The organism is Pseudomonas sp. MM211 (genome assembly GCF_020386635.1).
GTDB lineage: Bacteria > Pseudomonadota > Gammaproteobacteria > Pseudomonadales > Pseudomonadaceae > Aquipseudomonas.
The window spans coordinates 636015-651475 of sequence record NZ_CP081942.1; the positions used below are offsets into that span (position 1 = coordinate 636015).

Annotated in this window: 20 protein-coding genes; 13 read left to right on the forward strand and 7 right to left on the reverse strand. The window is 62.4% G+C overall.

Annotated elements, in window-relative coordinates:
- Positions 1-90: 90 nt before the first annotated feature.
- Both K5Q02_RS02800 and elbB read left to right on the forward strand, forming a co-directional pair.
- Complete coding sequence (locus K5Q02_RS02800; protein WP_225836154.1) at positions 91-642, forward strand: DedA family protein; 552 nt, start codon at positions 91-93, stop codon at positions 640-642.
- Between the two features lie 149 nt (positions 643-791).
- Positions 792-1451, forward strand: coding sequence for an isoprenoid biosynthesis glyoxalase ElbB (gene elbB, locus K5Q02_RS02805; protein WP_225836155.1), 660 nt, complete (start codon positions 792-794; stop codon positions 1449-1451).
- Between the two features lie 129 nt (positions 1452-1580).
- Here the strand turns inward: elbB and K5Q02_RS02810 are convergent, their stop codons facing one another.
- The 4 genes from K5Q02_RS02810 to K5Q02_RS02825 form a co-directional block, all read right to left on the reverse strand.
- Positions 1581-2033, reverse strand: coding sequence for a YaiI/YqxD family protein (locus tag K5Q02_RS02810; RefSeq protein ID WP_225836156.1), 453 nt, complete (start codon positions 2031-2033; stop codon positions 1581-1583).
- A gap of 2 nt (positions 2034-2035) precedes the next feature.
- The gene (gene rhtB / locus K5Q02_RS02815) at positions 2036-2665 is read right to left on the reverse strand and encodes a homoserine/homoserine lactone efflux protein (protein ID WP_225836157.1); all 630 of its coding nucleotides are present in this window, start codon (positions 2663-2665) and stop codon (positions 2036-2038) included.
- 181 nt (positions 2666-2846) lie between these two features.
- Complete coding sequence (locus K5Q02_RS02820; RefSeq protein ID WP_225839547.1) at positions 2847-3380, reverse strand: mechanosensitive ion channel family protein; 534 nt, start codon at positions 3378-3380, stop codon at positions 2847-2849.
- Positions 3381-3430: 50 nt separating this feature from the next.
- On the reverse strand, positions 3431-5341 hold the full coding sequence (locus tag K5Q02_RS02825) for an ATP-binding cassette domain-containing protein (protein WP_225836158.1): 1911 nt from the start codon (positions 5339-5341) through the stop codon (positions 3431-3433).
- 50 nt (positions 5342-5391) lie between these two features.
- On the opposite strand from K5Q02_RS02825, the gene K5Q02_RS02830 reads away from it, so the two are divergent.
- Positions 5392-5865, forward strand: a complete 474-nt coding sequence (locus tag K5Q02_RS02830; RefSeq protein ID WP_225836159.1) for a TIGR02444 family protein — start codon at positions 5392-5394, stop codon at positions 5863-5865.
- A gap of 70 nt (positions 5866-5935) precedes the next feature.
- Here the strand turns inward: K5Q02_RS02830 and K5Q02_RS02835 are convergent, their stop codons facing one another.
- Positions 5936-6214 (reverse strand): polyhydroxyalkanoic acid system family protein, encoded by a 279-nt coding sequence (locus K5Q02_RS02835; protein ID WP_225836160.1) that lies wholly within the window; start codon positions 6212-6214, stop codon positions 5936-5938.
- Between the two features lie 243 nt (positions 6215-6457).
- Here K5Q02_RS02835 and ubiE point away from each other — a divergent pair, with 243 nt between their 5' ends.
- The 10 genes from ubiE to K5Q02_RS02885 all read left to right on the forward strand — a co-directional run bounded on the left by ubiE (position 6458) and on the right by K5Q02_RS02885 (position 13647).
- Positions 6458-7228, forward strand: coding sequence for a bifunctional demethylmenaquinone methyltransferase/2-methoxy-6-polyprenyl-1,4-benzoquinol methylase UbiE (ubiE, locus tag K5Q02_RS02840; RefSeq protein WP_225836162.1), 771 nt, complete (start codon positions 6458-6460; stop codon positions 7226-7228).
- Complete coding sequence (locus K5Q02_RS02845; RefSeq protein ID WP_225836164.1) at positions 7228-7845, forward strand: ubiquinone biosynthesis accessory factor UbiJ; 618 nt, start codon at positions 7228-7230, stop codon at positions 7843-7845. The genes ubiE and K5Q02_RS02845 overlap by 1 nt, the downstream gene beginning before the upstream one ends.
- Positions 7842-9449: a ubiquinone biosynthesis regulatory protein kinase UbiB gene (ubiB, locus tag K5Q02_RS02850; RefSeq protein ID WP_225836166.1), complete on the forward strand. Its 1608-nt coding sequence runs from the start codon at positions 7842-7844 to the stop codon at positions 9447-9449. Before K5Q02_RS02845 ends, ubiB begins: the two co-directional genes overlap by 4 nt.
- Positions 9450-9511: 62 nt before the next feature.
- A complete protein-coding gene (gene hisI / locus K5Q02_RS02855; RefSeq protein ID WP_225836167.1) occupies positions 9512-9913 on the forward strand; it encodes a phosphoribosyl-AMP cyclohydrolase in 402 nt (133 codons plus the stop codon).
- The gene (locus K5Q02_RS02860; protein WP_042553874.1) at positions 9906-10247 is read left to right on the forward strand and encodes a phosphoribosyl-ATP diphosphatase; all 342 of its coding nucleotides are present in this window, start codon (positions 9906-9908) and stop codon (positions 10245-10247) included. Before hisI ends, K5Q02_RS02860 begins: the two co-directional genes overlap by 8 nt.
- A gap of 24 nt (positions 10248-10271) precedes the next feature.
- Positions 10272-10538, forward strand: coding sequence for a twin-arginine translocase TatA/TatE family subunit (locus tag K5Q02_RS02865; protein WP_225836177.1), 267 nt, complete (start codon positions 10272-10274; stop codon positions 10536-10538).
- A 9-nt stretch (positions 10539-10547) separates the two neighbouring features.
- On the forward strand, positions 10548-10997 hold the full coding sequence (gene tatB / locus K5Q02_RS02870; protein WP_225836179.1) for a Sec-independent protein translocase protein TatB: 450 nt from the start codon (positions 10548-10550) through the stop codon (positions 10995-10997).
- Positions 10994-11785, forward strand: coding sequence for a twin-arginine translocase subunit TatC (tatC, locus tag K5Q02_RS02875; protein WP_225836181.1), 792 nt, complete (start codon positions 10994-10996; stop codon positions 11783-11785). Before tatB ends, tatC begins: the two co-directional genes overlap by 4 nt.
- Positions 11782-12489 (forward strand): 16S rRNA (uracil(1498)-N(3))-methyltransferase, encoded by a 708-nt coding sequence (locus K5Q02_RS02880; protein WP_225836183.1) that lies wholly within the window; start codon positions 11782-11784, stop codon positions 12487-12489. Before tatC ends, K5Q02_RS02880 begins: the two co-directional genes overlap by 4 nt.
- 264 nt (positions 12490-12753) lie before the next feature.
- Positions 12754-13647, forward strand: coding sequence for an acyltransferase (locus tag K5Q02_RS02885; protein ID WP_225836184.1), 894 nt, complete (start codon positions 12754-12756; stop codon positions 13645-13647).
- A 25-nt stretch (positions 13648-13672) separates the two neighbouring features.
- Here the strand turns inward: K5Q02_RS02885 and K5Q02_RS02890 are convergent, their stop codons facing one another.
- Positions 13673-14107 carry a VOC family protein gene (locus K5Q02_RS02890; RefSeq protein WP_225836186.1) on the reverse strand — a complete coding sequence of 145 codons (435 nt, stop codon included), beginning with the start codon at positions 14105-14107 and terminating at the stop codon, positions 13673-13675.
- 134 nt (positions 14108-14241) lie between these two features.
- Positions 14242-15441: a formaldehyde dehydrogenase, glutathione-independent gene (gene fdhA / locus K5Q02_RS02895; RefSeq protein ID WP_225836188.1), complete on the reverse strand. Its 1200-nt coding sequence runs from the start codon at positions 15439-15441 to the stop codon at positions 14242-14244.
- Between the last annotated feature and the right edge of the window lie 20 nt (positions 15442-15461).

Genomic DNA, 15461 nt, shown 5'->3' on the forward strand with positions numbered 1-15461 from the left:
GCCAGGGGTTATTTCACAGTATTTCGACAAATGCTGTTTTACGTTGTCGAACCACGTAGCCTTGCGTTCCCTCCTCTACGGTCATCTTCAATGCTGGAAAATTTGCTGCAGCACTTCGGTTACCCGGCCCTGGCCCTGGGCACTTTTCTCGAAGGTGAAATGTCGCTGTTACTGGCGGCTTATCTGGCGTTGCGGGGCATCTTGCAGATCGAGCTGGTGATAATCTTCGCCTTCCTCGGCACCTATGCCAGCGACCAACTGTGGTTCCATCTGGGCCGCCGTCACGGTCGACGCATTCTCGATAATCGTCCCCAGTGGCAAGCGCTCAGCGACAAGGCACTGGTGTACTTGCGCCGTCATCCGGATCTTTGGGTGCTGGGCTTCCGCTTCTTCTACGGCATGCGCACGGTGATGCCACTGGCCATCGGTATCTCCGGCTATCCGCGTCGCCGTTACGTGATTCTCGATGCCATCGGCGCAGCGATCTGGGCCATCGTGCTCGGCACCCTCGCCTATAAACTCGGCCGCGCACTCGAAGGCCTGCTGGGTGAGCTGCATCAGGTTCAGTTGTACGTCTTCGCGGGTTTGCTGATCATCGGCCTGGGCATCTGGCTGTACCGTCGTAGACAGCGCCGCACCTGAAGCACTGCAATTGACGACGACCTCACAAACGTTCAAAAGCCTGTAACAATTGGCTGACTGATCAGTCATAACAGAAGACATGTTACCCCCAGGCGAGACCGCCGGACGCAAGATCCGGGCTCGGCTCGTACCTCATCAGGAGTTGGTCGATGAACAAGAAAGTCGCAGTGATTCTTTCCGGTTGTGGCGTCTATGACGGCTCGGAGATCCACGAAAGCGTGATCACCCTGCTGCGCCTCGACCAACGCGGCGCCGAAGTGCAGTGCTTCGCGCCAAACATCGATCAGGCACACGTACTCAACCACCTGAGCGGCGAGGAAATGCAGCCGGCGCGTAACGTGCTGGTGGAATCCGCACGCATCGCCCGCGGCAACATCAAGGACGTGCGCGAACTGCGTGCCGACGACTTCGATGCGTTGATCCTGCCGGGTGGCTTCGGCGCCGCCAAGAATCTTTCCGACTTCGCCAGTGCTGGCGGCGATTGCACCGTGCAGGCCGACGTGCTGGCCGCTGCGCAGTCGTTCGTCAGTGCCTCCAAACCCGTCGGGCTGATCTGCATCGCCCCGGCCCTGGCGGCGCGCATCTTTGGCGCTGGCGTGACCTGCACCATCGGCCATGACGCCGACACCGCAGCAGCACTGACCAAAATGGGCGCCGAGCACGTCGAGTGCAACGTTGAAGATATTGTCGAAGATACCCAGCGCAAGCTGGTGACCACGCCGGCCTATATGCTGGCCAACTCGATCTCGCAGGCCGCGTCGGGGATCAACAAATTGGTGGATCGGGTGCTGGAACTGACACACGAGTAAAGATTATCGCCGCCCGCAGCGGCGATAGGCTTAAACGCTTGCCGTAGCCTAGGTCGAGCGCAGCGATACCCGTGAAATGGCAATCTGGGTATCGCGCTGCTCAACCCAGGCTACGGGTCGACGAGGCGTTCAACCGCGTGACAGGCGCGTCAGCAGACGATCGAGGGAATTGGCGAACGCCTGCCGATCCTTGTCGCCGTAGGCAGCCTGACCACCACTGACCTGCCCCTGCTCACGCAGGTCGGTAAACAGGTTACGTACCGCCAGACGCTCGCCCATGTTGCGCTCGTCGAACTCCTTGCCGCGCGGATCCAGCGCCAGCACACCCTTCTTCACCAAGCGATCAGCCAGCGGCACGTCGCTGCAGATCACCAGCTCGCCTGGCACGGCGTGCTCCACAAGATAATCATCAGCCGCATCCGGGCCGCTCGGCACGACGATCAAACGCACACAGGCGAAAGCCGGCTTGGGCTGCGCTTGCCCGGCAACCATGACGACCTCGAAGTTACGCTTGAGGGCGAACTTGACCACCTGATCCCGCGACAGCCGTGGGCAGGCGTCGGCATCGATCCATACGCGCATGCTCAGACCGGTGCGCGACGCACGGTAGCCAGCAACGCCGCAGCGCCCACGAACAGCGCGCCAAAGCTGCGGTTCATGATGCGTTGCTGACGCGGCGTGCGCAGCAGGCGCAGAACGCGTACGGCCAGGCCGGTATAGCCAGCCATGACGATCAGATCGACAGTCACCATGGTCACGCCGATGATCAGATACTGCTCGGTCAGCGGTGCGTGAGGATTGATGAACTGTGGCAGCACCGCAAGCATGAAGACGATGGCCTTGGGGTTGCCGAAATTAACCAGAAAACCGCGCAACACCAGGCTCAGCGGCCTACCGATGGGGCGTTCGCCAGTGACGGTCATGTCGGCAGGCAGCGCCCGCCACTGGCGCCAGCCCAGGTACACCAGATAGGCAACGCCGAACCACTTGATCAGGCTAAAGGCCAATGCCGAGGTCGCCAGCACGGCACCGACGCCAGCAGCGACGATGGCGATCTGCAGCGCCAGGCCAAGCTGCAGGCCAAGCGCGTTCCAGTAACCACGCAGAAAGCCGTATTGCAGACCGGCCGACATCGACGCGATGGCACCGGCACCCGGCGACAGGCTGATCAGCCAACAGGCGACGAAGAACGCGAGCCAGGTTTCCAGAGCCATAATGACGACCTCAGAAGATTCATTGATGGTGTTAAAACTACCTGCGTGGCCATCGCTGCGTTAAAACCGCACTCAAAATGCTCATGTACTACTCGTACACTCCGCTTTCTCGCGCGTTTTTGTGGGGGCGCCTAGCCCTTGCGCTGCCTGCCTAGCCGACGTTTTAAGCTGCTTTATCTAATCAGGATTCGATCTTGCGTGCTGCCGGTACATCACCGTTGCGCCAGCGCCTCACGGCCTTCTGGAAAAACAGGCTGTTGGGAATCTGCACCCAGGTACCCGGCGCGTCGCCGGTCAGGTCTTCCAGGGTGGTATAGAACAGGTTGATGTCCAATACACGACCCCGCACGCCCGGCTTGTCGGCGCTTTCCAGCACTTCGACACAGTCGCCGATGCGGAACGGCCCGAGGGCGAAGATCAGCAGCGCGCAGAACAGGTTCGACAATACGCTCCAGATGGCGAAGAAAGCGATGGCTGCCACAGCGGCAAAGCCGGTCAACGCCCCCCACAGTACCTGGGCCGAAACGCCTAAGCGCTCCAGCACCAACATGAAGGCGCTACCCAGGATCAGCCAGCGGGTGAGGCCGCGCAACGGCACCAGCAGCTCTGCCGGTAGCTGAGGATAGCGATGGCCCAGGCGGCTAATGCCACGGGTGAGAATCCGCTGTGCCAGCCAGGCCAGTACCAGAATCAGCACGACCTGCCCAGCGAGCATCAGTGGCTGGCTCCAGGCGGTTAGCCAGGCCAGATCGGTAAAATCGAAATTCAAGCCATTGCCTCCAGTTCTTGCTGCAACACTTCCAGAGTTTCCAACGCTTCCAGCCACTGCTCTTCCAGCTCGCCTTCACGGCTCTTCAGCCCTGCCTGTTCGGCCAACGCCTGGCGCAGCTCTTCCTTGCGCGCGGCCTCGTAGATGGCACTATCGCCAAGGCGCTCTTCCAGTGCGGCGAGCTTGCCCTGCACCTGACCGAGTTCCGCCTCGAGCTTGTCCGCCGCCTTCTTGTGCGGCGCCAGTTGCTGGCGCAGCGCAGCGGCGGCCTGGCGCTGGCCACGCTTGTCGTTGCCCGTGCTGACCGCTGGCGCAGCCGTTGGAGCGGCCTGGCGCTGACGATAATCCACCAGCCAACGCGCGTAATCTTCCAGGTCACCGTCGAACGGCGCCACGCGGCCATCCGCCACCAGCAGGAACTCGTCGGTGGTGCTCTTGAGCAGGTGCCGATCGTGAGACACCACCACCACCGCCCCGGCGAATTCCTGCAGCGCCATGGTCAGTGCCAGGCGCATTTCCAGATCCAGGTGGTTGGTCGGTTCATCGAGCAGCAGCAGGTTGGGCTTGCCCCAAGCGATCAGCGCCAGGGCCAGGCGGGCCTTTTCGCCGCCTGAGAAATTCAGCACTGGCTCATCGCAACGCGGCCCGCGGAAGTCGAAACCACCGAGAAAATCGCGCAGCGTCTGCTCGCGCTCACCGGGGGCAATACGCTGCAGGTGCAGCAGCGGGCTGGCCTTGTCGTCGAGGGAGTCGAGCTGGTGCTGGGCAAAATAGCCGATCACCAGGTTCTCACCACGCGTCAGGCTGCCGCTTAATGGCTGCAGCTCGCCAGACAGGTTCTTGATCAGCGTCGATTTGCCGGCGCCGTTCGGGCCAAGCAGACCAATGCGGGCGCCCGGCACCAGGCTCAGCTTGACCTGCTGCAGCACCGCCTTGTCGGCGTATCCCAGGCGGCCTTCGCCAAGGCTGAGCAGCGGTGTGGAAATCTTGTCGGCCTCGCGGAACACGAAATCGAAGGGCGAGTCGACGTGGGCCGCACTCAGCTCTTCCATACGTTCCAGCGCCTTGATGCGGCTCTGCGCCTGACGCGCCTTGGTGGCCTGGGCCTTGAAGCGGGCGATGTACTTTTCCATGTGCGCACGCTGCACTTGCTGCTTCTCGTACGCCTGCTGCTGCTGAGCCAAACGCTCGGCACGAGTACGCTCGAAGGCGCTGTAACCGCCACGGTATAGTGTCAGCTTGCGCTGCTCGACATGGGCGACGTGGTCGACCACCGCATCGAGAAAATCCCGGTCGTGGGAAATCAGCAGCAAGGTACCGGGATAGCTTTGCAGCCAGCCTTCGAGCCAGAGAATCGCATCCAGATCCAGGTGGTTGGTCGGCTCGTCGAGCAGCAGCAGGTCAGACGGGCACATCAGCGCCTGGGCCAGATTAAGGCGCATCCTCCAGCCACCGGAGAAGTCGCCGACCCGGCGATCCATCTGCGCATTGTCGAAGCCCAGGCCAGCCAGCAGCTTGCGTGCACGAGCATCGGCGGTGTAGCCGTCGGCGCTGTCCAGTTCGCTGTGCAGGCGAGCGATGGCACTGCCGTCCTGGCGCTGCTCGGCGATCTCCAAATCAGCCTGCACGCGCCGCAGGTTATGGTCGCCGTCGAGCACATAGTCCACGGCCTGGCGTTCGAGGGTATCGACCTCCTGGCGCATATGGGCGATGCGCCAGTCACCGGGCAGCAGGCAATCGCCAGCGTCCGGGGTCAACTCGCCGCGCAGCAAGGCGAACAGGCTGGATTTGCCGGCGCCGTTGGCACCGATAAGGCCGGCTTTGTGGCCGGAGTGCAGGGTCAGCTCGGCGTCTTCTAGCAGACGCTGCGGGCCACGCTGTAAGGTAAGGTTCAGAAGTCGGATCATAATGGCGGCGGATTCTACCAGAGTCCCCCGCCGCTTACTCGGAGCGTACCGTGACTACTGACCTGTGGAGTTTCGCCACGACGCTGTACACCAAACCTGGCGTAGAAGCCGCATGCCTCACCCAGCAAGACGCCGGTACAGATGTGTGCCTGCTGCTCTGCGGCCTGTGGATGGATCGCCGCGGCACGCCCCATGACGGCGATTTCGAAACGCAATTGCGACGAGTGGCAACACAATGGCAGCACGATGTCGTCACCCCGCTCAGGGCTCTGCGTCAGATCTGGCGCACGCCAGCGCAGCAAGATTCGGCACTCGCCGAACTGCGGCAACGGGTCAAACAGCTGGAGCTGGATGCCGAGAGAGAACAACTGATGCGCCTGGAGGCAATGGCTCAAGGCAGAGCCCGGCAGCCAAGCAGCCATCAGCACGCTTGGCTGGATGCCCTGGCTGCAACTTCCTCGGCGCCGGCCGCAGCGGCTCGCGAACACTTGTATGGCGCGAGCCTGAGCAATGGCCTGGGTTGAGCGCAGCGCTACTCAGGATCACCACGCCCCGCGGATCCACCCTACAAGGGTGGCTGAGCCCTGAAGGGGTTCAGGCTTGCAGCTCCTTATCGAGGACTTCTTCGATCTCGCTCTTGATCTTGCCGCTCATCACCGAGAGCAGCAGGCCAAGGTTGAGCTGCAGGTGGACGCGATCTTCGCTGACCTCAATCCGCCCGTCGGCGCCGCTGCGTTTGAACTCCAGGGTGTCGCCGTTCCACTGGTAGCGCACGTCGTATTCTCGTGCCAAGCGCTCGGCCAGTTGTTCGGCCTTGCCCCGTGCAGCCTCGACCCCCAGGTTGTGGGGGCGATCGACGGTAATTCTGGCCATCACGGCTCTCCTGACTAAAAACGCTGGCGGCGGAATATACAAGAAGCACCCAGTGCCCCACTACCACGCGTGCAGCCTGTACCCAGCTTTTAGGTTTAGAATGCGGGCACTCGGCTTACTAAAGCCTGTTATCGCCGTGCTGCAGGCCAGCCTATGGCCCCACTGGCGGTTACGCCTTGCATGGTTCTAGCTCGCAGGCTTTTAAATAGGCGCCAAGCCTCTCGGATTTCAGGAAAGGGTGACATGAACGATCCGCGCAAGAACGACGACAGCGAACCTACCACCCACTTCGGCTTCCAGGATGTTCCAGAAAGCAGGAAGGCGGACAAGGTCGCCGAAGTGTTCCACTCGGTGGCAGCCAAGTACGACCTGATGAACGACCTGCTCTCCGGCGGCATGCACCGCCTGTGGAAGCGTTTCACCATCGAGCTGTCCGGCGTACGTAGCGGCAACCGCGTGCTGGACATCGCTGGTGGCACCGGTGACCTGGCCCGCCAGTTCTCGCGCATCGTCGGCGAGACCGGCGAGGTGGTGCTGGCCGACATCAACGCTTCGATGCTCAGGGTCGGTCGTGACCGCCTGCTCGACCGCGGCGTGTCGGGCAACATCGCATTCGTCCAGGCTGACGCCGAAAAGCTGCCCTTTCCGGACAACCATTTCGACTGCGTGACCATCGCCTTCGGCCTGCGTAACGTCACTCATAAAGATGCCGCCATCGCCTCCATGCTGCGCGTGCTCAAGCCTGGTGGTCGCCTGCTGGTGCTGGAATTCTCCAAGCCCAAGAGCAGCCTGCTGTCCAAGGTCTACGACACCTATTCGTTCAACTTCATGCCGCTGGTGGGCAAGCTGGTCACCAACGACGCCGAGAGCTATCGCTACTTGGCCGAGTCGATCCGCATGCACCCGGATCAAGATACCCTCAAGGCGATGATGGAAGCCGCCGGTTTCGACCGCGTGACTTACCACAACATGACCGGCGGCATCGTCGCTCTGCACCGCGGTATCAAGCCCTGATGCTGAGTCAGGCCCTGTTCGCGGGCGTCGAGCGTGGTCTCAATCGCGTACTCGCGCTGGACAGCACTGCCCTACCACGCCTGGCGCGGCTGAATGGCCGGGTGATCGCGGTCGAGTCGCGGACTCCTGCGTTCGCGCTGTTTATCCTCGCTGATGGCCAAGGCTTACGGCTGGCAGGCCAATGGGCTGGCCAGATCGACTGCACGCTGCGCGCACCAGCCAGCGCGCTGCTACGCCTGGCGCTGGCCAAGGACAAGCAGGCCGTGCTGCATGAGCCTGAGGTCGATCTGGACGGCGACAGTGGCACGCTGATGGAACTGGCCGGCATCCTGCAGGATCTCGAGCTGGACTGGGAATACGAGCTGTCACGCTGGCTCGGCCCGATCGCCACGCCGCTGCTCGCTGGCCACCTGCGCAGCCGCGCCGGCTGGACGCGAGACAATATTCACAGCCTGCAACTGAGCCTGGCCGATTACCTCAGCGAAGAATCACGCACGCTGGTTGGCCACCGTGAGGCCGAGGCACGCTTTGCCGAGTTGGATGACCTGAAACTTTCCCTCGACCGTCTCGACGCGCGCATCGAGCGCCTCGTACTACGCCATAAGCCAATCGCATGAAGCTGCTTGCCGTTCGTCGTCTGTTGCGCATCCTCTACGTGGTCATCCGCTACCGCCTGGATGACCTGCTGTTCGCCCTGCCGCTGCCCTTCTGGCTGCGCGCACCGCGCTTCCTGCTGCCCTGGCGCTGGCTGCCGCGCAAGGCGTCGCCGCTCAATCGCGGTCAGCGCCTGCGTTTGGCCCTGGAAGAGCTGGGGCCGATTTTCATCAAGTTCGGCCAGTTGCTGTCCACCCGCCGCGACCTGCTACCGCCGGATATCGCTGACGAGCTGACTCACCTGCAGGATCGCGTGCCACCGTTCGACCCGGCCAAATCACTGGCACTGATCGAAGAGCAACTGGGCATGCCGGTCAGCCAAGCGTTCGCCCGCTTCGACACCGAGCCGCTGGCCTCCGCCTCCGTCGCCCAGGTGCACGCGGCACAGCTGAAAAGCGGCGAAGAAGTGGTGGTCAAGGTAGTGCGCCCAGGCCTCAAGCCGATCATCCGCGCCGACATGGCCTGGCTGTTCCTGCTCGCCAAGCTGGCCGAGCGCGCCTCGGCCGAAGCGCGCCGCCTGCACCCGGTGGACGTGGTCAGCGATTACGAGAAGACCATCTACGACGAACTCGACCTGCTGCGCGAGGCGGCCAACGCCAGCCAGTTGCGGCGCAACTTCGAGGGCTCTGACCTGCTTTACGTACCGCAGGTGTACTGGGACTGGTGCCGCCCCAAGGTACTGGTGATGGAGCGCATCTATGGCATCCAGGTCACCGACTTGGCCACCCTGGCCGACCAGCGCACCGATATGAAGCTGCTGGCCGAACGCGGCGTGGAGATTTTCTTCACCCAGGTGTTCACCCACAGTTTCTTCCATGCCGACATGCACCCGGGCAACATCTTCGTCAGCACGCGAACGCCCTGGAACCCGCAGTACATTGCCATCGACTGCGGCATCATCGGCAGCCTCACCCCCGAGGATCAGGATTACCTGGCACGCAACCTGGTGGCCTTCTTCAAGCGTGACTACCGCAAGGTGGCGCAGTTGCACATCGACTCTGGCTGGGTGCCACAGGAAACCCAGGTCAACGATTTCGAAGCGGCGATCCGCACCGTGTGCGAGCCGATCTTCGAGCGCCCGCTCAAGGATATTTCCTTCGGCTTGCTGCTGATGCGCCTGTTCCAGACCGCGCGGCGCTTCAATATGGAAGTCCAGCCGCAGTTGGTGCTGCTGCAGAAGACCTTGCTCAACATCGAGGGTCTCGGCCGCCAGTTGTACCCAGATCTGGATCTGTGGACGACTGCTCAGCCGTTCCTCGAGCGCTGGATGCGCCAACGCGTCAGCCCGCGCAACCTGCTGCAAAACCTGCAGAGTCAGGTCGAGCAAGTGCCGCACCTGGCCAACATGACCCGCAGCCTGCTCGAACGCATGGCTCAGCCCCACGCTAAAGATCCACCACCGCCATGGCGCGAGCGTGACGGCTGGGCGGTACGACTGATCGGCGCCGCGCTGATCGGCGGCGGCGTGGTGCTGGCCCTGGGCATGGCCAACCTGAGTGAACCGGCCATCGCCTGGCCCGCCTGGCTGATGACCGCCAGTGGTCTGTACCTGATCGTGCGCCGATAGCCAGCTAGCGCCCTGGCTGGCACACTTGCAACGAAACGCCGCGTCTCGAATACGGAAAAGCAATGAACAACTGGTTAGATGAAGTCACTTGGAACGAAGACGGCCTGGTGCCGGCCATCGCCCAAGATCACCAGACCGGGCGCATCCTTATGATGGCCTGGATGAACCGCGAAGCATTGGCCCTGACTGCCAGCGAGCAGCGCGCCATCTACTGGTCACGCTCACGTGGCAAGCTGTGGCGCAAGGGCGAGGAATCCGGTCATGTGCAGAAGCTCCACGAGCTGCGTCTGGACTGTGACGCCGACGTGATCGTGTTAAAGGTTGAACAGCTCGGCGGCATCGCTTGCCATACCGGGCGCGAAAGTTGCTTCTACCGGGTATTCGAGAATGGCGCGTGGAAGACCGTCGATGCCGTCTTGAAAGATCCGCACACCATATATGCACCGGAACACCGCCATGACTGATACCCTCAAGCGCTTGGCCGAGGTGCTGGAGTCGCGCAAGGGCGCGGCCCCAGACAGCTCTTACGTGGCCAGCCTGTACCACAAGGGTCTGAACAAGATCCTGGAGAAGGTCGGCGAAGAATCGGTGGAAACCATTCTTGCCGCCAAGGACGCTGCCACCAGCGGTGACTGCAGCGATCTGATCTACGAAACTGCCGACCTGTGGTTCCACAGCATGGTCATGCTGGCCGCGCTGGATCAGCACCCACAGGCGGTGCTGGATGAACTGGATCGCCGTTTCGGCCTGTCCGGGCATGCGGAAAAAGCCGCACGAAGCGACAGCGACACTCAATAAAGACTCTGACGAGGACAATGCAGCATGGGCATTTTCGATTGGAAACACTGGGTAGTCATCCTTATCGTCGTCGTGCTGGTGTTTGGCACCAAGAAACTCAAGAACCTCGGCTCCGACGTCGGTGAAACCATCAAGGGTTTCCGCAAGGCGATGAACGAAGACGAGACCAAGCCGGCCGAACCGCAAGCGCAGCAACCCCAACAGCCTTATCAGCAGCAGGCGCCGCTGAACCAGCCGCACACTGTGGAAGGCCAGGCCAGCAAGGTCGAAGAACCGCTGCGTAAAGACTGAGGCCAGAGCATGTTCGGTATCAGTTTCAGCGAGCTGCTGCTGGTCGGGTTGATTGCCCTGCTGGTGCTCGGCCCCGAGCGTCTGCCTGGCGCTGCCCGAACGGCAGGGTTGTGGATCGGGCGCATCAAGCGCAGCTTCAATGCGATCAAGTCGGAGGTCGAGCGAGAAATCGGCGCTGACGAAATCCGTCGCCAGTTGCATAACGAACATATCCTCGAGCTCGAGCGGGAAATGCAGGCGGTCAAGAACGACATCCTGCCGCCAGCCCCCCAAGCGGCAGTGCCAGCGCCCGCGCAGCAATCGGCGTCCGTCGCCGAGTCAGCTCCGGTAGCTCCGGTAGCTCCGGTAGCTCCGGTAGCTCCGGTAGCTCCGGTAGCTCCGGCTGAGCCTGCTCCAGCTTCTGCAACACCTCCAGCCCCGGCGCACGTCGCCAGCCAGGACAAGACGCCGCAACCATGAGTCGACTCTCTGACAACGACCAGGAAATGCCGCTGGTTTCTCATCTTGCCGAGTTGCGTACGCGCCTGCTGCGCTGCGTAGGCGCTATCTTTCTGCTTTTCGCCGGCCTGTTCTACTTCACGCAGCAGATCTACACGCTGGTTTCGGCGCCGCTGCGTCAGTACCTGCCGGAAGGCGCGACGATGATCGCCACCGATGTGGCCTCGCCGTTCCTCACCCCGTTCAAGCTGACCATGATCGTTGCGGTGTTCCTGGCCATGCCGGTGATCCTGCATCAGGTCTGGGGCTTCATCGCGCCGGGCCTGTACAAGCACGAGAAGCGCATCGCCATCCCGCTGCTGATCTCCAGCATCATCCTGTTCTACAGCGGCATGGCCTTCGCCTACTTTCTGGTCTTTCCGATCATCTTCCACTTCTTCGCCAGCGTGACGCCCGAAGGCGTGTCGATGATGACCGACATCGCCAGCTACCTCGACTTCGTGATGACGCTGTTCTTCGCCTTTGGCGTGGCCTTCGAGATCCCCGTGGCCGTGGTGCTGCTGATCTGGATCGGTGTGGTCGATGTCGAATACCTGCGCAAGATTCGCCCCTACGTGATCATCGGCTGCTTCGTGGTCGGCATGATCCTGACGCCGCCGGACATCTTCTCGCAGACCCTGCTGGCCGTGCCGATGTGGCTGCTGTTCGAGCTTGGCATCATTGCCGGTAGCATGATCCGTACGCGTCGCGGCGAGCCCGACGAGGACGAGGAAACCCCGGCCGACCAGCCGCCCAGCACGCAAGCATGAACCTGCTGCTGCTCGAAGACGGCGACTTCATCGCCGCCGATCGTGTACGCCTCGATGGGCGCCGTCTGACCCACCTGCACGAAGTGCACCGCGCCGAGAACGGCGACACCCTGCGGGTCGGCCGCCTCGGCGGCGGCATGGGTCGCGGTCAGTTGCTGCAGCTGGACGCCAACAGCGCAGAGCTGCAGGTCAGCTTCGGCCAGCCACCACCCGCCAAGCTGCCGATCACCCTGCTGCTCGCCCTGCCGCGACCGAAGATGCTCAAGCGCGTGCTGCAAAGCGTCGCCGCCATGGGCGTGCCACGGCTGATCCTGCTCAACAGCTACCGGGTGGAAAAAAGTTTCTGGCAGACGCCCTTTCTAGAGCCGACAGCCATTCGCGAGCAGCTGATTCTCGGCCTGGAACAGGCCCGCGATACGGTGCTGCCCGAGGTGATCATCGAGAAGCGCTTCAAGCCCTTCGTCGAGGATCGCCTGCCACAGTTAGCGTCCGGAACTCTCGGCCTGACCGGCCACCCGGGCAACTACCCGGCGTGCCCGCGCGCCGTCGAACAGCCGGTCACCCTGGCCATCGGCCCAGAAGGCGGTTGGATTCCCTACGAAGTCGACAAGCTTGCCGAGGCGGGCCTGCAACCGGTGCAGCTGGGTGAGCGGATTCTGCGGGTAGAGACGGCTGTTACCGCGCTATTGGCCAGGTTGTTCTGAGCGGGCACTTGAGGTAGCGGCCGCTCGCGGTCGTGGGAGTGGCCGGGCGGCGATCCGCTTTAGCTGCGAGCTCTTTGCTCTTCAATAGAGCTCGCGGCTAAAGCCACTCCTACAAAAAGAAAGCTCTGCCCCTACCGTCTGCTTTTGCCTTACCAAAGCCATCGCCGCTCAAGGGACATCCAGTAACGCCTTGTCCGGCAGAGCGATTTGGCGCCAGCCTGCTGTCTGCCTATGATGAACACCTCGTGCCCACAAGGAGCTGCCATGCGCCGTCTGCTCACCGGCCTCACTGTTATTTTCCTGCTCTTGCTCAACACTCTGATCCTGATCGGGCCGATGCTGATTATCGCCATCGGCAAGTTCGTGCTGCCGGGCAAAGCACTCAAGGCCGCCTGCTCACGCCAGGTGATGTGGGTCGCCGAGTTCTGGGCCGAAAACTGCAAACGCATCTTCGCGGCGCTCACCCCGACCCGGTGGGATATTCGCGGCGGCGGCGAACTGCATCAGGACACCTCGTACCTGGTCATCAGCAATCACCAGTCGTGGGTCGACATTCCGGCGCTGGTGCAGGCGTTCAACCGCAAGACGCCCTACTTCAAGTTCTTCCTCAAACAGCAACTGATCTGGGTGCCCTTCCTCGGCCTGGCCTTCTGGGCGCTGGACTATCCGTTCATGAAGCGCTACTCGAAGGCCAAGCTGGAAAAGTATCCGCACCTCAAGGGCCAGGATCTAGATATCACCCGCCGCGCCTGCGAGAAGTTTCGCGAGCTGCCGGTCACCGTGGTCAATTACCTGGAAGGTACGCGCTGCACCCCGGCCAAACAGGCGCAGCAGGGCTCGCCCTATCGCTACCTGCTCAAGCCCAAGGCCGGCGGCGTGGCCTTCGTGCTGGCGGCGCTGGGCGAACAGCTGGATGCCATCCTCGACGTCACCATCGTCTACTCGGAAGAAACGCCGCCCGGCTTCTGGAAGCTGATCAGCGGGCAGGTACCCCGGATCATCATGGATATTCGTACGCGCGCGCTCGATCCCGCGCTCTGGCAGGGCGACTACCAGAACGATGCCGAATTCCGCCTGTACGTGCAGAACTGGGTCAGCGCTTTATGGGAAGAGAAGGATGCGTTGATCGAGCAATTGAAGCAGGAGACCGCGGCCTGAACCCGCTACGACCAGGCCCGGTGCATCAGTCCGGCAGGATCATATGACCTGACTCATCCAGCGGCGCGAAGGGGTTGTGCGCCAACTCCCAGAGATGGCCGTCCGGGTCGGCGAAGTAGCCGGAGTAACCGCCCCAAAACACCTTTTCAGGCGCTTTGACCTGCCGTCCGCCCGAGGCGACAGCAAGCGCCATGGCCGCATCTACGGCTTCGGGGCTTTCCAGATTGTGCGCCAGGGTGATGCCGGAGAAGCCCACAGGCCCGGCCTCGGACAGGTTGGCATCCTTGGCCAGTTCGTCCCGCGAGAACAGCCCAAGCGCGAGCCCTTTGAGCTTGATGAACACGATCTTTTCCTGGGAAGCGGACGAGCGCGTCCAACCCAGCCGTTCATAAAAGGCGGCGCTGGCCTGTACGTCTGCCACGCCAAGGGTGATCAGGGAAATCCGTCGGTCAAAGCTCATGAGTTGCTCCTGCAGGTTTAGCCTGACAGGTTAGCAACTATTGCCTGCCTGACACGCACGGCAATCAAAGCGGCCAAGTGAGCGTGACAACGCTCGCTGACATGAAAACGGAGCCCTCAGGCTCCGTTTCTTGTTCAGGCCGCGCTGAATGTCTTGTGCGGGTCGATGACGAATTTCTTCGGCACGCCAGCATCGAACTCACCGTAACCGCGTGGCGCGTCCTCCAGGCTGATGACCTGCACGCCAACCACTTCGGCGATGTTGATGCGATCCCACATGATCGCCTGCATCAGGGCACGGTTGTACTTCATCACCGGTGTCTGCCCGGTATGGAAGCTGTGCGACTTGGCCCAGCCGAGGCCGAAGCGGATGCTCAGGCTGCCGATCTTCGCTGCCGCGTCCACCGCGCCCGGGTCTTCGGTGACGTAGAGGCCGGGAATACCGATCTTGCCGGCCACCCGCACCACGCCCATCAACGAGTTGAGCACCGTGGCAGGCGCTTCGTGCTGGGCGCCGGCATGCCCATGACCGCGGGCCTCGAAGCCCACCGCGTCGACGGCGCAATCCACTTCCGGCTCACCGAGCAGGTCGGCGATCTGCTCGTGCAGCGGCGTGTCCTTGGACAGGTCGGCGATCTCGAAGCCAACCGCCTTGGCATGGGCCAGGCGCACCGGATTGACGTCACCGATGATCACCACTGCAGCGCCCAGCAGCCGCGCCGAAGCCGCTGCGGCCAGGCCGACCGGGCCTGCACCGGCCACATATACAGTGCTGCCTGGCCCCACGCCCGCCGTGACGGCGCCGTGGTAGCCGGTCGGCAGAATGTCGGAGAGGCAGGTCAGGTCGCGGATCTTTTCCATCGCCTTGTCGCGATCCGGCAGCTTCAGCAGGTTGAAGTCGGCGTAGGGCACCAGCACGTATTCGGCCTGGCCTCCGGTCCAGTCGCCCATGTCGACGTAGCCATAGGCGCCACCGGCACGCGCCGGGTTGACCGTCAGGCAGACGCCGGTGTGCTGTTCCTTGCAGGAGCGGCAGCGGCCGCAGGCGACGTTGAAGGGCACGGACACCAGATCACCGATCTTCAGGTTCTCGACATCGCTGCCCTTCTCGATCACCTCACCAGTGATCTCGTGGCCCAGTACCAGGCCGACCTGGGCGGTGGTGCGACCGCGCACCATGTGCTGGTCGGAGCCGCAGATATTGGTGGAAACCACCTTGAGGATGACCCCGTGCTCGATCTTGCGACCACGCGGATCCTGCATCTTCGGATAATCGATCTTCTGAACTTCGACCTTGCCCGTGCCGAGATAGACGACACCGCGATTACCAGACATATGAATCTCCTTCTTGTTGT